Source organism: Proteus sp. G2609, from assembly GCF_963896135.1.
GTDB classification, from domain to species: domain Bacteria; phylum Pseudomonadota; class Gammaproteobacteria; order Enterobacterales; family Enterobacteriaceae; genus Proteus; species Proteus mirabilis.
In genome coordinates this window covers 1-19,227 of record NZ_CAWQNB010000040.1, presented here as the reverse complement: position 1 = coordinate 19,227, position 19,227 = coordinate 1, and the positions used below count along the sequence as shown (strand labels likewise).

12 protein-coding genes and 1 pseudogene are annotated in these 19,227 nt (G+C 36.5%); 7 read left to right on the top strand and 6 right to left on the bottom strand.

Annotated elements, in window-relative coordinates:
- Positions 1-156 precede the first annotated feature (156 nt).
- Positions 157-1,266: a hypothetical protein gene (locus AACV01_RS13400; RefSeq protein WP_161683093.1), complete on the top strand. Its 1,110-nt coding sequence runs from the start codon at positions 157-159 to the stop codon at positions 1,264-1,266.
- A gap of 186 nt (positions 1,267-1,452) precedes the next feature.
- Here the strand turns inward: AACV01_RS13400 and AACV01_RS13395 are convergent, their stop codons facing one another.
- Together AACV01_RS13395 and AACV01_RS13390 are read right to left on the bottom strand one after the other, a co-directional pair.
- Entirely contained in the window at positions 1,453-1,968 is a 516-nt protein-coding gene (locus AACV01_RS13395; RefSeq protein ID WP_161683091.1) for a hypothetical protein, read from the bottom strand.
- Between the two features lie 6 nt (positions 1,969-1,974).
- Positions 1,975-3,083 (bottom strand): IS3 family transposase gene (locus AACV01_RS13390; protein ID WP_442956618.1). Its coding sequence is split into 2 segments (ribosomal slippage): positions 1,975-2,831 and positions 2,831-3,083, totalling 1,110 coding nucleotides; the frame shifts between segments, so codons are not numbered across the junction.
- Positions 3,084-3,471: 388 nt separating this feature from the next.
- Here AACV01_RS13390 and AACV01_RS13385 point away from each other — a divergent pair.
- From AACV01_RS13385 to AACV01_RS13370, 4 genes are all read left to right on the top strand, one after another.
- Positions 3,472-6,966, top strand: coding sequence for a hypothetical protein (locus tag AACV01_RS13385; RefSeq protein WP_161683087.1), 3,495 nt, complete (start codon positions 3,472-3,474; stop codon positions 6,964-6,966).
- Positions 6,947-7,402: a response regulator gene (locus AACV01_RS13380; RefSeq protein ID WP_161683085.1), complete on the top strand. Its 456-nt coding sequence runs from the start codon at positions 6,947-6,949 to the stop codon at positions 7,400-7,402. The genes AACV01_RS13385 and AACV01_RS13380 overlap by 20 nt, the downstream gene beginning before the upstream one ends.
- 1 nt (position 7,403) lies before the next feature.
- Entirely contained in the window at positions 7,404-8,597 is a 1,194-nt protein-coding gene (locus tag AACV01_RS13375; RefSeq protein WP_161683083.1) for a phosphorylase family protein, read from the top strand.
- A 451-nt stretch (positions 8,598-9,048) separates the two neighbouring features.
- A protein-coding gene (locus AACV01_RS13370) for an IS3 family transposase (RefSeq protein WP_161683081.1) occupies positions 9,049-10,223 on the top strand; the annotation gives its coding sequence in 2 pieces (ribosomal slippage) (positions 9,049-9,295 and positions 9,295-10,223; 1,176 coding nt in all).
- A 33-nt stretch (positions 10,224-10,256) separates the two neighbouring features.
- Here AACV01_RS13370 and AACV01_RS13365 read toward each other — a convergent pair.
- The 4 genes and pseudogenes from AACV01_RS13365 to AACV01_RS13350 all read right to left on the bottom strand — a co-directional run bounded on the left by AACV01_RS13365 (position 10,257) and on the right by AACV01_RS13350 (position 17,444).
- Entirely contained in the window at positions 10,257-13,535 is a 3,279-nt protein-coding gene (locus AACV01_RS13365) for a type I restriction endonuclease subunit R (protein ID WP_161683079.1), read from the bottom strand.
- Between the two features lie 249 nt (positions 13,536-13,784).
- A complete protein-coding gene (locus AACV01_RS13360) occupies positions 13,785-15,233 on the bottom strand; it encodes a restriction endonuclease subunit S (protein WP_161683077.1) in 1,449 nt (482 codons plus the stop codon).
- A pseudogene (locus AACV01_RS13355) lies at positions 15,223-16,826 on the bottom strand (N-6 DNA methylase). Before AACV01_RS13355 ends, AACV01_RS13360 begins: the two are co-directional and overlap by 11 nt.
- Before the next feature lie 174 nt (positions 16,827-17,000).
- The gene (locus tag AACV01_RS13350) at positions 17,001-17,444 is read right to left on the bottom strand and encodes a hypothetical protein (RefSeq protein ID WP_237585033.1); all 444 of its coding nucleotides are present in this window, start codon (positions 17,442-17,444) and stop codon (positions 17,001-17,003) included.
- A 294-nt stretch (positions 17,445-17,738) separates the two neighbouring features.
- Here AACV01_RS13350 and AACV01_RS13345 point away from each other — a divergent pair, with 294 nt between their 5' ends.
- Both AACV01_RS13345 and AACV01_RS13340 read left to right on the top strand, forming a co-directional pair.
- On the top strand, positions 17,739-18,119 hold the full coding sequence (locus AACV01_RS13345; protein WP_152994956.1) for a hypothetical protein: 381 nt from the start codon (positions 17,739-17,741) through the stop codon (positions 18,117-18,119).
- A gap of 379 nt (positions 18,120-18,498) precedes the next feature.
- Positions 18,499-19,194 carry a fimbrial protein gene (locus AACV01_RS13340; RefSeq protein WP_046335210.1) on the top strand — a complete coding sequence of 232 codons (696 nt, stop codon included), beginning with the start codon at positions 18,499-18,501 and terminating at the stop codon, positions 19,192-19,194.
- Positions 19,195-19,227 lie beyond the last annotated feature (33 nt).

Genomic DNA, 19,227 nt, shown 5'->3' with positions numbered 1-19,227 from the left:
TCTCAGGACTCGATAATCGAGCGAATGATGGTCAATCGATTTATTTCATAAACATCAGATTGGTTTCAGTCTGATAAAAAGTAGACTAACTTATATTTCTCATAAATTTGTATACTAATATGTTGATAAATCAATACAAAAAATAGAGAGCACGCGATGAATAATGAAGGACGCATTTTGAATATAGCAGCAAAATTTATAGCTAGGGATGATCTCGGCAACCTAATCATCACATTGGTCGATGATAAAGAAATAGTGATTCATGATTTTTCTGTCATGCCAAACGACTATCATTCTCTACGTGAAATGATGGAGACGGGGACTGCTGACATCAGATTGTACAATGTTCGTGCAATTGGTGTGCAAGAGCCTTTCAGATTAGAGCTGAAAATTACGTATCTAAGCGAGCAGGACACGTTTCTGATAGTAGATGGGGGATGGATACCGTTATCACTTATCAACAGAAAAGCGCTCCTGCTTGCTGACAGAAATGTAATATCAACAATCCAATACCGTTATAGCCTAGGGATTTTAAAGAAGGATGTTCCTCCTAATGATTTTGATGCTGTTTTTTTACAGCCTGCTGGAATAGAGATTGATATCTCTCTTTTTTCTATAGAATCAAATCAGAGCAAAATTCCCGACAGGGGAACTATGGATGAGCAAATCAACATAGCTAAAGACATTCTCCGATATTCTCTCCCTGAACTGAAAAGAGCGATATACCCTAATGCAGATAACTACTTTTTTGACCTTTTCGAAATGCTTAAGCCAGGATTAATTAACAGGACTAATTTTTTCATGGATATTGCTGCTGGTTTAAATCGTGAGTTCACACCAAACAAGAGGAATGAATATGTACCCTTTATATTCTCTAAGGCAAAGGATAATGGTTTGAAGAACACCGATATTGCGGTGTTACTCGCGTTCTTGCGTATCACGATGTTAGGAAAAAAAACTGCGGCAACACAGGTAATTAAAGAATCACAAACTTTCAGTGCGAAGGATGGTTATAATGTGGCCTGTGACCTTATGGCACTGGAAGTTCTAATGAATTACATTTCCTTTCACAAAAAAAATAAGTCTACTTACATCCCGTGTTTTATCACTAAAGATAAGGGGTTAGCCCTGATCGCGGCGTTAATGATGAATATTAAATCTCATACCTCTGATGGTGAGAAGGCCTCCATCACGGTAACCCTCCCTTTGGACATATTCTCAGATGAACGAGAAGTGCAGAAAATGGTTATGCAGTACCTTCAGTGAACTGATCCCTGTTGATTCACTCAGAACGCTGTTAGCAATGCCTGCATTTCGCTCATAGCAGACTACTACCCTATTAAATTTGACGCAGATATAATCAATATCACTCAAATAGCCTAAAGCCAGTGTAATAAAGGCCTTCCAGAAATAACTAGAAGGCCTTTCATATGATATTTACTAGTTGAACAGTTAACTCACAACATCTACTTTCAAACAATAGCGACGACTTAATTTCACGTCATTAACCTTGCACTGGCGAGTGCTTTTGCCTTGGGCATCAGTAAGTAACTTTCCTTCTGAGACCAACTGGCGAATCACGGTTTTTTTATTCCCAATAATATTATCATCAAAAAATGATGACTTTACTGTGATATAATGTTCTCCCTTGATTTTTAAAGCAATAACATCTAAGTTATTTAGCTCGTCCTTGTCTACTAGACTCTTTTTCGGTTTACAGGGATTTTTCAATGTATCTAATAGCTTTTGATTGAAAACAACCTTTTTAATAGGGTTTTGATCTATAGCTTTCAGATAACAATGTGTAACTCCATCAAAAACCTCCTTCTCAGTAAAGGGGAGAACCTTAGTTTTAATACCGAGTATCCCACTTGCGTATGCTAAGGCAAAACGAGTAGCTATACGTTTTTCTAATCCATTAGAACCTACATCATTCTTCTCTAAGAATTCGGCAATATAATTGTCCACTCCCCATTAATTGAGACACGTTAAATTAGAGTTTTCTAACTGTTTTCTGTATGCCTCCGGCGGGAGGTGATTTAAACTTTCATGAGTACGGTTCTGATTATAATCTTGCTGCCAAAACCACACCATTTCTCGCACCTGACTTAATGATTCAAATAAATAGGCATTTAAAAATTCACGGCGAAATGAGCCATTAAATCGTTCAATAAAGCCATTTTGCTGTGGCTTGCCGGGTTGAATATGGCAAAGCTCAACGTGGTGAGTTTTGCAGTAATTCAATAAATTAATCGAGATTAGCTCAGGCCCATTATCGACTCGGATCTGTTTTGGTAATCCTCTTTCCATTCTTAATCGTTCTAGCACCCTTATAACACGCTCTGCAGGAAGTGATGTATCAACCTCAATTGCCAAACATTCACGTGTCCCTTCATCAATAATGTTGAGTGTTCTGAAACGTTTACCACAATATAAACTATCGTGAATGAAATCTAATGCCCATTGAATATTCGGGACATTTTCAATTTTTAAGGGTCTTTTTTCACGCTTTGAAAGCACTTTTTTAACCCGTCGCTTCAAGTTCAGTCCTAGTCGACAGTAAACGCGATAAACTCGTTTATGATTAAACAGATAGCCTTGAAAGCGTAGCCGGAAATAGCATTTCCAGAAACCGGCTTGAGGTGATTTAGCTAATACAGTTTGGATAGCATCAATAACGATTTTATCCTTCTCGCGCCAATTTTGAGTCTTCCGATAAAACGTGGATCGAGGCAATGACGTGAGCAGACAAGCCTTAATGACTGATAACCCTGCCTCGTTTAAAGCCTGAGCACAGGACTTTTTCTCAGCCATCACCAACCCTTTTTTGCGAAAAGCTCCTTCATGGCATGATTTTCAAGGCTGACTTCTGCAAATAGCTTTTTCAGTTTAGCATTTTCATCTTCAAGTTCTTTTAATCGTTTAATATCATTAGCTTCCATACCACCATACTTTGATTTCCAATTATAATAAGTGGCATTACTGATCCCATTCTGGCGACAAATATCTTCCACTTTCATACCAGAATCAGCGAGTTTTAAAATATTAACGATTTGAGTTTCAGTAAAACGGGCTTTTTTCATGATGACCTCTACAAATTAAAGGGCAGAAAATCTAATTATAGCTGTCTTATTTTAGGGGAAGTGGATACATGAAACCTTTGATGCATGGGCTGCAAGAGGATGGAGAAGATTATTTGCGTTATTTGATTTATTGGAAAAGATTGAATACTAGAAAATTATTATGAATTGGCATTGCTTAGTCCGAAAAAGCGCCTCTTACAACATAAAATTACGCCGAAACTCTAATGATTATTCGGCAACCAATTGTTTTTTTGAATTAATTTATCAAGATAATAATTTAAGATGAAAAAATAACACAGCATAGTAAAATGATTAATAGTAATGATGTGTAGCTTATATTTATACATATTAAAAATAGCTATAAAGATACTATAAGGTTAATCATTTTATGTCAAAAAAGCAGTCTAAAAAAAGAAAAGAGCAAACTAAATTATCAAAAATACTCTCTTCATCTAGCGAAAAAAGAATTGTTATGTCAAATTTTTTTCATAAGCTAAATGAAAATGAAATTAGGTTATCAGTACCAAACTTACTACAACACCGACATTTTAAGAAATCCTTATTTATAGGGAATTTTGGATTTGACTCGATATACAATATTTCCAGCCCCAAAGCAAGTTTATATAAAAATATTCATTGGTGTTTAGGCATTATTGCCGCACATAAAAATATAATAGATACCTTTTTGTATAAAAAAGAAGCTATTTTGCAATTAATTTTAAAAAATGATTTTAATCAAGCACTAAATCACTTAGATGACTTAGATGCGGCTTGTGGGGACTCAATTTGGTCAATCAGTATTAGAGGGACATTATTAACGTTAGAAAAAAGCATCGAAGAAAAAAATGATTACCTCAATACTCTTAATACAAAATCCAAAAAAAATAAATTTCTTAAAGCGACTGTGTCATTAGTGGCTAATAGGCATAGTGATAATTCAACATTGCCTGCTTTTAATGATTTTGCAGAACAAAAAATTAGACGAAGCTTTACTGGGGAGTTACAACATTTTTTAATGTATAAAATCGTACCTTACTCGTATAGTTTTGATTATGATTTTGAACATATTCTAAATATCGAAAAAAACACACCTCCTATTGATATATATTGTGTACTTTTAGATATGGTTAGATACTCATTACTAACATCTAATCAGCATAATTTTTATAATGAATCTAAAATAACAATCAAAAATTTATATAAGCTATTCCCTGTAGATGAAATCATGAGCCTTGCAAATGGTTATGGTATATTAACTCCATTTTCATTTCAGAATGAAGAAATATATATTTTAGACCTATACACTTCCGGTAGATATCAAGATGTTTGTGATTTTTTTGAACAAAATGAAAATAGAAACATTAAATTTTCAATGTTCGAAATATGGGTAAAATCAGCATGTAGAACAAAAACATATCCAAACGGATTTCTTGGGGATTTAATACAAAATTTAGTATCTGTTATTAATCGAGACGCAAAGTATGAAGAATCACTTTCACAAATATATTTAATGTGTCAAGCATTGCAGCCTTTTTCTTGGTTTAAAGAATTACATATTTTTATTACAAAAGAGACCAGATTTATTTCTAAAGAAATAAACTCTCGCTTGAATACAGCATCCAAAATTATTTCCACTTTAAACTCCCCTCTTCGGGGAAAAGCATTACCCTCAAGTGTTTCAATTAAATATATAAATGAGTTAAATCAAAAATACCCAAGTTCATTATCAGTCAACCTCTTTAAAGAGCGCATAGAATTTGATAGTAACTCATTAGCTTCCAATATATTGAGTACTGACCCATTTAGACATAGTAAATACAAAGCTGAAATGCTAATCAAAGAGAAAAAATATGATGATGCTATTATTGAATTAAAGAACCTTACCGAATGCTCTGATATTACAATAAAAAATGATGCAATTAAACTACTTGTTTCAACGTATATATTAGCAGATAAAATAGAACTCGCAATTTCATTTTATATCGACATTGTTATGGATAACTTTAGTTTCTTACAAGTTTTCGATAGTCAATTGCTATGTGAACATGCAGTCCATATTATTAAAGACTCAAATGATATCTCCATACCTATAGCATTATCATTGCACTCTATTAATGTTAATAGTAATTTTGACCCTGCATTAAAGTATTCTTTTGAGCAATTTTTGATTAATAATAATTGTCAGTCCCCTCTTGACTTACTTGAAATAGAAGAAAAATTTGATAAACGAGATTTATATTATTTTTTAAAAAATGTCTGTACTCCTGAAAATATGAAGCTTTATTTTTATTTTGATAACCCAAATCAAATTGAAGAGTGTAGAATAAAAATATGTAGAAAATTGATTGAAAGAGGTCAATCTCAAGAGGTTTTAGTTTTTGAAGTCAAAGAAAGAACTAAACGACAAGTAATACTAAAAGCAGCAAAACAAGTTGATAATAGCAGAATCCATGCGGATATCAGTACATTGATTAATTCATCAAATTTTAAAAAATTGTATGATGCATACATTACATTAAGTGCAAAGGATTATTCTAATTCACATGATGAAATTAACATTAATACACTATTAGTAAAATTAGAAAAGATAAAAGAAGATGAAGGTTTGGAGTGTTTTGAACAAACATTATATATGGTGCATATTCAAGATATTGTTTTAAATGAAAAAAACACCATATTTATGAAGTTAATGAAGCTTGTAAGAGATGAGTTTGCTTTTGGTATAAAAGGATTAAATGGTCATTTAAGCACACGTATTAGGCATGGGCACTTACCAAATACAATAAGAAATTGTTTTTCAGAGCAAGACCTTATCTCAACAAAAATAAGTGCAACCGGAGGATTTAAAATAAATAACACTTGGCAGGATAATTTTTCTTATTTAAATAAATCAAAATTAGTATCAGTTGATAAAGAGTTTATTGATTTCTCTTCAAGGTTACTGGAGATAATTAATGAAATCAATGACAAATGGCTTCAGATTATTATATATGATCAAGATATTGCTGGACTGGAAAATAACATACCCGATAGAACAGCTCAATTCAATTATTCTACGACCTATACTGAATGTATATATCTTCAACGTAGCCTTACATCTCACTTTAATTATAGCGATTTTGTTAAGGTAATCATAGCATGGCTATGGAAAAGAACTGAGATAAATTTAAAAAACATTAGAACCGAAATAGAAACAAGTCTAAAATCTAAACTATTCAATCTATTAAATACACTGGAAAGTAATATATTTAATATAGTTGGAGATACCGATGGATTAACAAACTTCACTGATGCCATAGCAACATCAAGGCGAAAAATAAATACTAATATTGACACTATAATTGGATGGTTCAATCGAGCAAAAGGATTATCCATTCCTTATTTTGATTCAGATGTTGCAGTTTCTATAACTAAATGGTCCGCTGGAATCGAAATTAATAATATTGATAACACTAAATTAAAATTTCAAGGTTGGTCTTTAACCTATTTTGTTGATGCTCTTTATGTATTGATAGATAATTGCTTAACAAAATCTAATATTACGAAAAATAATCTTACCATAAATACATTATGGAATTTGACATCTAATGGATTAGAGCTATCAGTAACTAATAACTGTATGAAAATTAATTCTCTAGAGGACTCTAACTCTAGATTAAATTTTTATAGAGAAGCATATGGGAAAGAAGATATATCTATTAAAGCATCCCAAGAAGAAGGTAATAGCGGTTTTTTCAAAATATGGAAGAGCATAGCAAAAGATTTAGATATGTTACATAGTATTTCTTTTGGATATTGTGATGATGAGCATTTCAACGTAACTATTAACATTCCTAAACTAGAATTAGATAAGGTTATATATAATGCGCATAATAATTATTGAAGATGAGCATGACAAACGCAAGAATATAAAAACTGAAGTTGTTCGCATAGTTGGTGATTCAGCTGATATTCTTGAAGAGGAGTCTCTTCGAGGAGGTCTGAAAACTATACTTACTACAATAAAAATTGATCTTATATTGTTAGATATGAGTATGCCTAGTTTTGACATAACTAATGAAACAAGCAGTGAAGATCCTGAGAGCTTTGCTGGCTATGAGATAATGGCTCAAATGAAGCTCCGCAATATACATATTCCCGTTTTAATTATAACTCAATATAAATCATTCGAAAAAGGAAGTGTAAGTGTCGAAGAGCTAATTGAAAAAATGAAATTTAATTATAGCGATTTTTTTAAAGGTACTATTTATTATAATTCTTCATTAGAAGAATGGAAAAAACAACTTTTTGACTATATGAAATTATTAGGAATAATATAAAGTGAAAACTCTAATTGTTGATGACCAATATGAAAATAAAGGTAAAGTTATTGCCGGACTTTTAAATAAAATTGGATCATCAAAAATTGAACTTGTTGTTGATTCAAAAAGTGCAACAAAAAAAATGATGGAAACCAAATATGATTTATTAATTATAGATCTACAAATACCCGAGATTTTAGGAGAAGATGTTTTACCAAATGGAGGCACTCAATTATTAGAATATATTGAACTTAATGATTCAATTCACAAACCAACTATGGTTTTAGGAATTACGTCACATCAAGACTCGTTCAACCATAGCTTATCTTTTTTTCAAAAAAGAGGATGGTCTTTAATACTTGGTGTAGAAGATGAAGAATATATTCAATCAGTACTCACTACAATGAGCGCACATGTGTCTAATTTAAATAATACTTTTGATATAGCTTTTATTACAGCCTTACCACATATCGAATATGAAGCCTTAATGTCATTACCATTAAAATGGGAACTGCATCATGAAATAAATGATGATAATGTTTATCATAAATCTATATTAACACAATCAGATGGAAGCGAACGAACCGTTATTGCTACTTGCTTATCACACATGGGTATAGCAACAGCTGCTGCTGCAACTGCAAGTATATGTGTAAAGTTTTCCCCTAAGCTAATAGTGATGACTGGAATCTGTGCAGGTATTGAAGGTAGAGTCAATTTAGGTGATATATTAATTGCGGATCCATCTTGGGACTGGGGGAGTGGTAAATTAACTTTTGTTGATGGAAAGGCAAAATTTTTAAGCCAACCCACTCAGATAGCTATAGAACCATCAATTAGGAGAAAAATTCAACATATCTCTTCCTCAAACATCTATATGAATGACATATATTCAAATTGGAATGAAACTAGGCCATCTTACAATCCCAAAGTTCACATAGGTCCGATCGCTACTGGAGCTGTAGTCCTAGAAGATCCTCATACAGTGGAATTAATTAAGTCTCAGAATCGTTCAACTAACGGCATCGAGATGGAGGCTTTTGGTGTTATGACGGCGGCTTTCAATGCAGGTCCAAATAGGCCTAATGTATTAATAGCAAAATCTGTATGTGATTTTGCTAATCCTGAAAAGAATGATGATTGGCAAAAATATGCAGCATATACAAGCTCAACTTTTGCATATAAATTTATAGTAAATGACTACAAATTTTAATTTTTTTTAAAACAGAGTGATGCCAAAATATTATTGATATGTTTAGCATCACTTTGTATGTATTATTTATAGCTATACGTTTAGTTATACATGATTTAAACAAAAAGAAAATAAATTTAAAAATCAATTAATTGGATGTCAAATTCAACTTACGCCAGCAGGGTTACGTGAAAACGTAGCCCCTTAATTTTTAGAATGTCCACATTACGTCCACACAGAAAAAGATTAGCTATTTAATCAATACTATTCATCTTATCGCTTCAATACATACTGTTTAATTTTTCTTATAATACTTTAAGAAGGTAATATTCAGTGAATACAAATGAAAAACCACCTAAATATCGTGATATATCAATACAACTCCCTGATGATCTAAAGTGAAGTGGCATAGTTAATTTGGCCACCTGACTAGAGGTGATATTCTTACCTCAATAACATCACAGGTGAGCACATGGTTAAACAATATTCAGCAGAGTTTAAACTCGAAGCCACTAAAATGGTGGTTGACCATCATTACTCCGTGGCTAAAGCCGCTAAGGCAATGGACGTGAGTCTTGCCGCACTTAATCGATGGGTTAAAAAACTGCGATTAGAGCGGCAAGGTAAAACACCGACGGGACTTCCGCTTACACCCGAGCAGATTGAACTTCGTGAGATGAAAAAAAAGATACAATGCCTTGAAATGGAAAACGAAATCCTAAAAAAGGCTACGGCGCTCTTAATGTCGGACTCACTGAAGGATTCGCGATAATCGACAAACTAAGAGCGCATTACCCCGTCACAACGCTCTGCCAACTTTTTGAACGTCATCGCAGCAGCTATCGTCATTGGCATCATCGAATTAAAAATGCCGTACCTGATGGCGTGCGAACGATTAAACGGAGCTTGGTTAAAGAGGCTTGGAACTTAAGTGGCGGCTCTGCGGGCGCAAGGACTATTGCCACGATAGTCACGACTCAGTACAGGGTGAAGATGAGCCGTTATCTTGCCAGTAAGTTAATGAAAGAACTCAAGATTGCAAGTTACCAGCACGTAAAACATCGTTATAAACGCGGAAGTAAAGAACATGTCGACATCCCTAATTTACTCGACCGCCAATTTGCCGTCACGGCGCCTAATCAAGTCTGGTGTGGTGATGTGACCTATGTTTGGACAGGAAAACGGTGGGCTTATCTTGCCGTCGTGTTAGACCTTTTTGCGCGGAAACCCGTTGGTTGGGCACTCTCCACGTCCCCCGATACCACGTTGACATTAAAAGCCCTGCAAATGGCTTGGGAAATGCGCGGTCAGCCAAAAGGATTGATGTTTCATAGCGATCAGGGCTGCCATTATACCAGCCTTGAGTATCGTCAACGGTTATGGCGTCATCAAATCGTCCAAAGCCTGAGTCGACGAGGTAACTGTTGGGATAATAGTCCAATGGAGCGATTTTTTAGAAGTTTAAAACATGAATGGATGGCTTCAACGGGTTATGAAAGTCTGAAAGAAGCTGAACACAGAATTATTCATTACATCACAGGCTATTACAGCGGGATCAGGCCTCACTGGTATAACGGAGGTCTAACCCCGAATGAATCAGAGAGGCTGTTTTACAAACAGTCTAATGGCGTGGCCAATATTAGTTGACCACTTCACCTTCGATATTTCAGCAATTACCAATCACCCCAATTGATATTTCTTAAAGTTCTCGGCTTGTTCCAGCACACTTTTATATACTTCATCATTGGCCACTGGCGGAAAACCATAACGATGTAATAACAAAATCAAGTCAACTTTCAGCTTCGCTTTAATATCTTCCCGGTTGCTCCAGTCAGGGTATTGTGTGCTGTCATCGACAATAAGTTTCATGTCCTTAGCAAGTGCCAGCATTTTGTCGTCATCGTAGGTGAAATCGTATTTCTGGCACATATGCTGCAAAATATCGAGGAAGGCTTTCTCCTCCATATCGATGCCGATATCCTCAAACGACATCATTTCTGCCTTGATGTCATAAATCATATCCGCCATTTGTGCAGTGAAATCGTCGAACTCCTCGCCATTGAGCACATCATTTTCTTTGCGTTGGTTATACTGCTCAACCAATGCTTGGAATCGCTTGGAGAAATTAATCCCTTGCAGCTGATTGACCTTTTGGAAATCACTAATGGCCTTTTGGAGCATCTTTTGCAACAGTTGCATTTTGGTATTCGGCAACTTAATTTTATTGATGCGAGCCATGTATTCATCATCAAAAATATCGATATTTTCAGCTTTTTCGTCCCCTAAAGTGAAGATCTCTTCCACGCCTTCGGCTTTGAGGGCTTCCGCTATCATCTCACGTACTTTTTGATTCATCTGCGCCGTATCAGGGGCATCACCTTTGGTTAATTTATAGACTATAGAGCGTACTGCCAAATAAAAATGGATATGTTCACGTTCATCTTGGGTGATATCTTCACTGCCCACGCAAATATCATAAGCGGCTTTCAACCGCTTTACTAAGCCCATAAAGCGCAGTTCAATTTTCTTGGTTTGCAGGACAAACTCAGCCGCCCGATTAAGGCAGTCTAATTGCCGTGTTGGCGAGCCTGAAAAGTAATCGCGACTATCGAATTGATGAAATACCTGTGAAAGCAAATTGAGGTGATTACGGACTTCTACAATGGATTGCTGAACATCTTCAAAGTTAGATTTATCGGCTTTAGAATACATCGCCAGCGCCATATTCATACGGCTTTTAATCCCGATATAGTCAACAACCAACCCCTTCTCTTTCCCCTCAAAACGACGATTCACTCGAGAAATGGTTTGAATAAGGTTATGCTTTTGTAGCGGCTTGTCGATATAGATGGTATCTAGCTCAGGCACATCAAAGCCCGTCAGCCACATATCCACCACAATGGCGATTTTAAAGTTGGATTTCGGGTTCTTAAACTGTTTATCTAACTCTCTGCGGTAGTCTTTTGTTCCCAGTAAGTTGTACATCGCCTCATGATCATCTTTCCCACGAGTCATCACCATATTGACCATTGGTAAAGACATTAACTCGCTTTTCTCTTGTTCGGTGAGTTCCACACCGTCAATTGCTTGTTTCGCTTCAAACCACTCTGGCCGTTGTAATTTTAGGCTCTGATAAAACGCATAAGCAATGTCACGGCTGGCACAAACCACCATCGCTTTCCCTTTGATGGTTGAGCCTTCTTCTACTCGTTTTTCATAATGTTGCGCAAAATCTTTCGCTAGCGCATCAATACGATCAGGATCACCCAAAATAGAGTTCATGTTCGCCATGGCTTTTTTGCTTTCTTCTATCTGATATTCGCTAGTGCCTTGGGCTTCACATTCTTGATAATAACGTTCGATCTCTTCTAGTTTGCTGTTATCAAGGGCAATTTTAGCCGCACGCCCTTCGTACACAATGCGCACGGTGATTTCATCATTCACTGATTCGGTCATGGTGTAGCTATCGATAGTTTCCCCGAAGACATCTAGGGTGGCGTCGATAGGCGTTCCGGTAAAACCGACGTAAGTAGCATTCGGCAGTGAATCATGTAGATATTTAGCAAAGCCGTAGGTCTTTTTAACCGTACCGTCTTCTTGGTTGATGATAATTTTTTGGTCGAGATTGATTTGGCTACGGTGAGCTTCATCTGAAATACAGATAATATTACTGCGCTCAGAAAGCAGTTGGATATCTTCAGTAAATTTATGAATGGTGGTGAGGAATACCCCGCCACTAGCACGCCCTGCTAGCTTATCACGTAAATCTTGGCGACTGGTGACGGGCACAATAATTTCATCGCCAATAAAGGCTTTTGCATTGCAAAACTGTTTTGCCAACTGTTCATCAAGATCGGTACGATCAGTGATTAAAATAATCGTTGGGCTGGCAAAATCGACGCTTTTCATCAATAGACGCGCTAAAAACTGCATGGTGTAGCTTTTACCACACCCTGTGGCGCCAAAGTAGGTGCCCCCTTTACCACTACCACCGATATTTTCACCATCCGCAGTGATCTGTTTACGCTCTTTCTCAATGTTGTAATAGAGCTTACGAGCCGCGTAATACTGTGGGTAGCGGCAGCACACTTTCACTTCATGCTTACTGGTATCTGGGAAGAAAACAAAGTTTTTTAGTACGTCCAATAAACGAGCAGGATGGAATAACCCTTCAATTAAGGTGTACAGGCCGTTGATGCCCTGCTTTTCCGTTGATTCGTTGCCGTTAATTTTACGCCATGCGTAGTAGAATTCATAAGGAGCAAACAGGTTACCCATCTTGTTATTCACGCCATCGCTAAGAATACACAAGGCGTTATAGACAAATAACTTGGGAATATCGCGACGATAACGGACACAAAGCTGTGTCCATGCATCAAATAGCGTTGCCTCTTCCTCACGCACTGCCGATTTGAATTCAAAGACCACCAGCGGTAGCCCATTGACGTATAAAATCGCATCAGGGATGCGCAGTTGCACCCCGCCGTCTCGCGCCTGACCTTCTATTTCTAACTGATTAACTAGCCGATAGCGATTATTATCTGCCACGGATAGCACTTCTTCCCCTGCAAATAATTTTACTAATTGGTCGGGCAAGGTTTGAGTATCGATAAGTTCGATATATAGGTCTTTTTGGTTGCGATCTTCACGCTTGAGTAAAAAGCCATTACTGAGCCAATGGCAGAAGGTTTTGTTGCTTTGGTAGAGATCACTCGCAGGGAGAGATTGCAACTGCTGTACAATCCTGGTGATTTCACCGTCGGTGATGCCATCTGCTTGATACTGTTTAGCAAGATACTGGCGCAAATCATCCACTATCAATACTTCACTGTTGTTTTTGCGAGGAATAGTAATGCCGAGATAATGCGGATAGCAGGTTTGCCCAGCATTGTTTGTATGTTGTCCTAACAGTTCTATTATCGCCTGTTCCAATTTGGCTTCAGTGAAGATATGGCTCATATCAGTGGCTTCTTTTTGTTTTTAGCGAATTCGTTCTTATACTCTAAATCATTCGAGTTGCCGCTAGGCGACAAGGGAAATAATCCCGATGAGCTTACTGGAGTAAGTGATTCGGGTTATTGAGCGTAGCCAACAACGCTGCAACTTGAAGGATAACGAGTATATCGAGTTGTTTTAATTAAGATAGTTTAATTGATTCGATAACAAAAACCGCCTCACAATAAGAAAAATGTGAAGCGGTCGAATAAATTAGATGAGTGTTTCTTCTGGAATGTCTATTTTTATATCACTCAGAGACAACTCGCCGGAGATAAGTTTTGGGAGCAGTGTGTCTCGGAGATGCTCAAGAATAATATTTTGCTTTCTCATCTGAATGATTTTTTGAAAACTATCATTTACTTTGTCATTGAATAGTTCCCTTATAGATTGTGGAGCAGTAATTAATGGCATTGCAAGAATATCTTTTGCACTTATATTCGGCTGGGCACTTCCTTGCGCTGTATTAACAATATAAGACTCGGTAATCTTTCTATTTAGAATACAATATAAATAAGCAGTACTTTCATCAATAGCCTCAAACTTTGCAACGCGTTGGTTTAAATAATACGGTTCTTGATTTTCAGTAACAAGAAAACCAAATTTACCAACGGTTGCACCAGTCATAGCCATTAATAAATCTCCATCTTTAAGGCTAAAACGTTTAGCTTTCTCAGCTAATGAAATATCAATTCGTTGAATGTCACATATATCGACACTTTTATCATTACCAATATTTTTAATTTTTATGACACCAAACCCAGAATTTTGGAACTCGTTACTCTTAAAAGCAAAACCACTCAAAATATTAGTTACATCACTCAAATTACCGAGTTCCCATCCACTTGGCACCCACCCCCCAAGTCCCAATGCAGGCTCTGCACATTCTTCAAAAGCATTAGGAAATAACCGCCGAATATCTTCTGCTAACGGTTTAAAATTATCACTTTTACGCACTGCTTTGCGCACTTCAACTCTATGCAGTAATTCTTCAGAGAAGCCTAAATCCTGCTCAAAAAAACCGGCATCTAGTGCGTTATCAACCACAGGATCAAAATCTACAAACCATGATTTAAATAGAGTTTGCGCCATTTGCTCTAGGGTTTTGTTGATTTGGCGATTGAGGGTAATTTTACTCGTAATATTAACGACAATACTCTCTAACTTATTACGCTCTTCTATCGGTGGAAGAGGAATAGGAATATCCTTTACATCTTTTAAATTTAAAGTCTTCTGTACAGTAGTGTTTGCTCTAACATCAAGAAAGTGCTTAGTATAAGGGGATTGTAAGCATATATTTAACCATTCAGCAGTGATGTCTTTAGACGGACGGATAACCGCAACCGCTCTCGGTACATTCCATCCGATTAGTTCTTTAGGCACTATTGCAGTCTGGCCTGTGCTACCAACTAAAGTAAGTAATAGTTCCCCTCCAGTTAATCTTGTTTTCATAAATTTAGATTCAATACTTGGAGAAACTTTTAGAACATCTTTAGTATTCAATTCGCCATTTTCAAAATTGTTGACACGTATTATTCCGATACCATTTTCATCATGTTGACCTGGTTGAACTATTCCATAGGAAATATTCTTACTTAAAGTACAATCAACAAGAGATTTACAATCCCAACCGCATGGAATATTTAATACATCACTCCCCATAACCTAACGCCCCCATATTTTTACGGATCGCCTTATCTAACTCTGCCGCTTCATCCATCTGGCGATAAAGGGTTTGGGTCAGTTCCTGCATCTTGGTTTCAAATGCCACACCATCATCTTTAACCTCCGCAGCGCCCACATAACGCCCCGGTGTTAATACAAAATCATTGGCCTTAATATCATCAAGGGTAGCAACTTTGCAAAAGCCTGCCTTATCTTGATACTGCTCAATACCGATTTCTTTGGCAACAATACGACGTTTCAATTCGCTTTCGCTACTGCGCCACGCATGGAAAGTATCGGCGATAGTGGCGATATCCTCTGCGGTAAGCTCTTTTTGGGTACGGCTGATCATAGTGCCGAGGTGACGGGCATCGATAAACAAGGTTTCCCCTTGGCGATCACGATAACCATATTTGGCGCTGGCTTGTTTACTTTTACTAATAAACCATAAGCAAACAGGGATTTGCGTGGTAAAAAAGAGCTGACCGGGTAGTGCAATCATGCACTCAATACGATCATCTTCGATGAGTTTTTGGCGAATTTCACCCTCACCGCTGGTATTCGACTCATCGAACCATTAGCTAACACAAACCCCGCAACACCGTCCTCACTGAGCTTAGACAGCATATGTAAGATCCACGCATAGTTAGCGTTGCCCGTCGGTGGCGTACGGAAGCCAGCAAAACGCGGGTCATTAGTCAGTTCGGCTTCATTACGCCAATCTTTTAAGTTAAACGGCGGATTCGCCATAATAAAATCGGCTTTTAGATCAGGGTGTTGGTCGGCAAAAAAGGTATCCGCAGGGCGCTCCCCTAAATTGCCTGTTAGCCCCCTTACCGCCAAGTTCATTTTCGCCAGTTTATAGGTGGTGCTAGTCAGTTCCTGCCCGTAAATTGCAATATCTTTGCTTTTCCCTTGGTGGCTTTCGACAAACTTTAGTGACTGCACAAACATACCGCCGGAGCCGCAGCACGGATCATATACTTTGCCTTGATAAGGTTCGAGCATTTCAGCAAGTAATGTAACAACCGATTTCGGCGTATAGAACTCGCCCCCACCTTTACCTTCGCTGGCGGCAAAACGCCCTAAGAAATATTCATAAACGCGCCCAACTAGATCTTCTTCCCCTACCCCACATTCCGTGGCGAGGGTATTGATGTTTTCAATGCTGTCGATAAGTGAAGCGAGCTTTTTCGGCTCTAGCCCTTGGCGGGAAAAGTAGTTATCGGGTAATGCACCCGTCAATGATGCGTTACTTTTTTCGATGGTGGATAATGCAGTGTCAATAATCACCGCGATATCGTCTTGTTTCGCACGCTCTTGGACGTAAGACCAACGGGATACTTGTGGCAAAAAGAAAACGTTATCTTGTTGATAGAAAACATCCATATCAACAAAAGCTTCCTGACCATTTTTGATTAATTGGCTGCGTTTGGCTTCGAATTTATCACTGATAAATTTCAGGAACACCAAACTGAGTACCACATGCTTATACTCAGAAGATTCAACACTGCCACGCAGTTGATTAGCAGTATCCCAAAGGGTCTCTTCAAAGCCTTTGGTTGTTTTCTTCGCGGGTGATTTAGCCATGTCGATAGATTCTCTTTTTTATCAGTTATTATCGGCAAGCGCTAAGTTAGCGTCGGTTATTTTTACGCTAACTGCCGATAATATATACAAAATAGGTTTGGTTAAGATTATCTCATAAAATCAGGTTGGTTTGGGTGATAAAAGCTAAATTATATCAACCTAGATACCCCATATTTATTGCTGAGCGTTAGGAGGGTAAAACTGATAATCAACAATATCTGCACCAATAGGCCCTGTTTTTGCTGTAACCCATACGGTTCCCGTATTTTCCTTGGTTTTCGATTTTGGATCTCTAATACACCAAAAAACCCATTCCCCGGTATAAATTTCTTTTATCCGTATACCATATTCACATTGAGGGGCTTTAAGACGTTCAGGCCCTGGCGAGACGATATGATATTGTGTTTGGTAGTGAATTGTTTGGTCTAATGATAAATAAGCAAGCACATTAAAAGTTGGAATAATTATCATAAGGCCAAGAAAAGCCCCCCCAATAATAATCACTGATAACATACTTTGATGGGCGAAAGAAAGGGTGCCATATTCCTCCAATAATCCCTGTAAAAATAGCAAAAATAATAATAATCGTCCATTTAGGAAACCATTCAAATAATACAATGCTATCGCCTAAATAAAACGACAAAAATAGATAAGCTAACCAAGAGCAGTACAGGATAACAAAGATGTAAGAAGGTAATGATTTTTTCTTGCTGCCTTTACTATATGATTTGAATTGGTATTCCATAAAAACCTTAATTTATTTCCCTAAATTAATTATTTATAGTTCAAACTATCGACCTATTTATTGCCATAACCTTTCGTGAAAACAATAAGAACTATTATTTCAAACTCTAAAATGGCATCGATTTACTGATTAATTACATAACCAATACTGGAAAGTTTGGTTTATCAATGTCAGATAAAGTAAAAAGTGTGTTGCTGAACGCTAAAAACTATAATAAATCAGATGAAGAAATTCTACATCTACTTGTTCGAGAACTACAGTATGTTGGCGGTAGAACATTAGCGAATACGATCCCTCGTAACGGTATTAAATACGCCGAAATTGTAGATGATGTAGCCAAAAAATTTAAGATTAAATGCCCCAAATGGTTATATATTTATATCTATTTAGCTAAATCTTTTAATGCAAACAGACCTTGTTCTGCTACTGTAGCTGTTTTATCGGATGCCAGCAATTGTGCTAGTTTAAACGAATCATCCCCAATATTTTCTAACTGCTTGGCTAGTAATCTAGAACTGGCTAAGATGTCGGTGGCTAGGGAAAGATAATAATTTTTAGACATCTATCGAAACCATCGAATAATTGGACTCGACTAACTCCCCCAGCAATTGGAGTGAAGCGTTTTAATGCGTTTATTATCTTATCGTTTTTATATTGAAATACAAAACACTCCAAATAAGAGTATCGCATTATGAACTTAAACCATTAAATATAAACATTACATATCTATTAAAAATAAAAATTAAAACTCCATTTAAAATTATCTTTTTTAGATAATATCTAATATTAAAATAAACTCACTTTAAGAAAGTCTAAATTAGATATATTAAAAATATATTCAATTATCATTAAATAAATAAACAAAAGGTGTAATATATAATATTGCTTTGTTATTTATCCTCTAAAAAAGAATAAAGGAATAATGATATGAAAAAAGTATTACTCAGTCTTGCTATGCTGAGTGTAATATCAACGCCGGTATTGGCTAAAGCTCCTGTAGCTAACTTAAAAATCAATGGTGATATTAAGCCACCAACTTGTACTATTAATGGGGCGACACAAAGTGATATGATTTTTGATTACCAAGTCATAAGCCCAACGCTTATCCCTCAATCGAAAAACTACGAATATCCTAACGGTATAGTCCAAAATACAGTTACGATTGAATGTGATGCTAAAACATATTTAACCTTTGTTGCATCTGACACTTATGACAGTGCGGAATTAGCTAATAATACGCTAGCACAGTTTCATTTAGTTGATAAAGAAAATCCTGAAACCGCAGTTGGAGCAGCCTCTTTTTTGTGGGAGGATGTGACTGTTGATAGTAAACCAGCGTACATTTCACGAGCAAATGATGTTACTATCACAGAGACAAATTACTATAACGTTCTATACAAAGGCGCAACCAATGGTTGGACATCAGAACAACAAAAAGGCAATGTTAGTAAAGAATCTCTGGCACTAATTCCAGGTGAAGTTTTCCAAGCAGTTTTTAAAGATGTATATAAAATTCCTTCTTTTCTTTTATCCAAAGATGCATTAAATAAAAAAGGAATAGATTTATCTAATGGCTTAGATTTTATGGGTGAAGCTGTTCTCACTTTTAACTTTGGTGTCTAATTTTAAAGTAATTGATAATCACAATATAATTAA

Bases quoted from the DNA above. Each gene is read 5' to 3' on its own strand.
- AACV01_RS13340 (WP_046335210.1), top strand. From the start codon at position 18,499: ATGAAAAAAGTATTACTCAGTCTTGCTATGCTGAGTGTAATATCAACG.
- AACV01_RS13360 (WP_161683077.1), bottom strand. From the start codon at position 15,233: ATGGGGAGTGATGTATTAAATATTCCATGCGGTTGGGATTGTAAATCT.
- AACV01_RS13380 (WP_161683085.1), top strand. From the start codon at position 6,947: ATGCGCATAATAATTATTGAAGATGAGCATGACAAACGCAAGAATATA.
- AACV01_RS13400 (WP_161683093.1), top strand. From the start codon at position 157: ATGAATAATGAAGGACGCATTTTGAATATAGCAGCAAAATTTATAGCT.
- AACV01_RS13365 (WP_161683079.1), bottom strand. From the start codon at position 13,535: ATGAGCCATATCTTCACTGAAGCCAAATTGGAACAGGCGATAATAGAA.
- AACV01_RS13385 (WP_161683087.1), top strand. From the start codon at position 3,472: ATGTCAAAAAAGCAGTCTAAAAAAAGAAAAGAGCAAACTAAATTATCA.
- AACV01_RS13345 (WP_152994956.1), top strand. From the start codon at position 17,739: ATGTCAGATAAAGTAAAAAGTGTGTTGCTGAACGCTAAAAACTATAAT.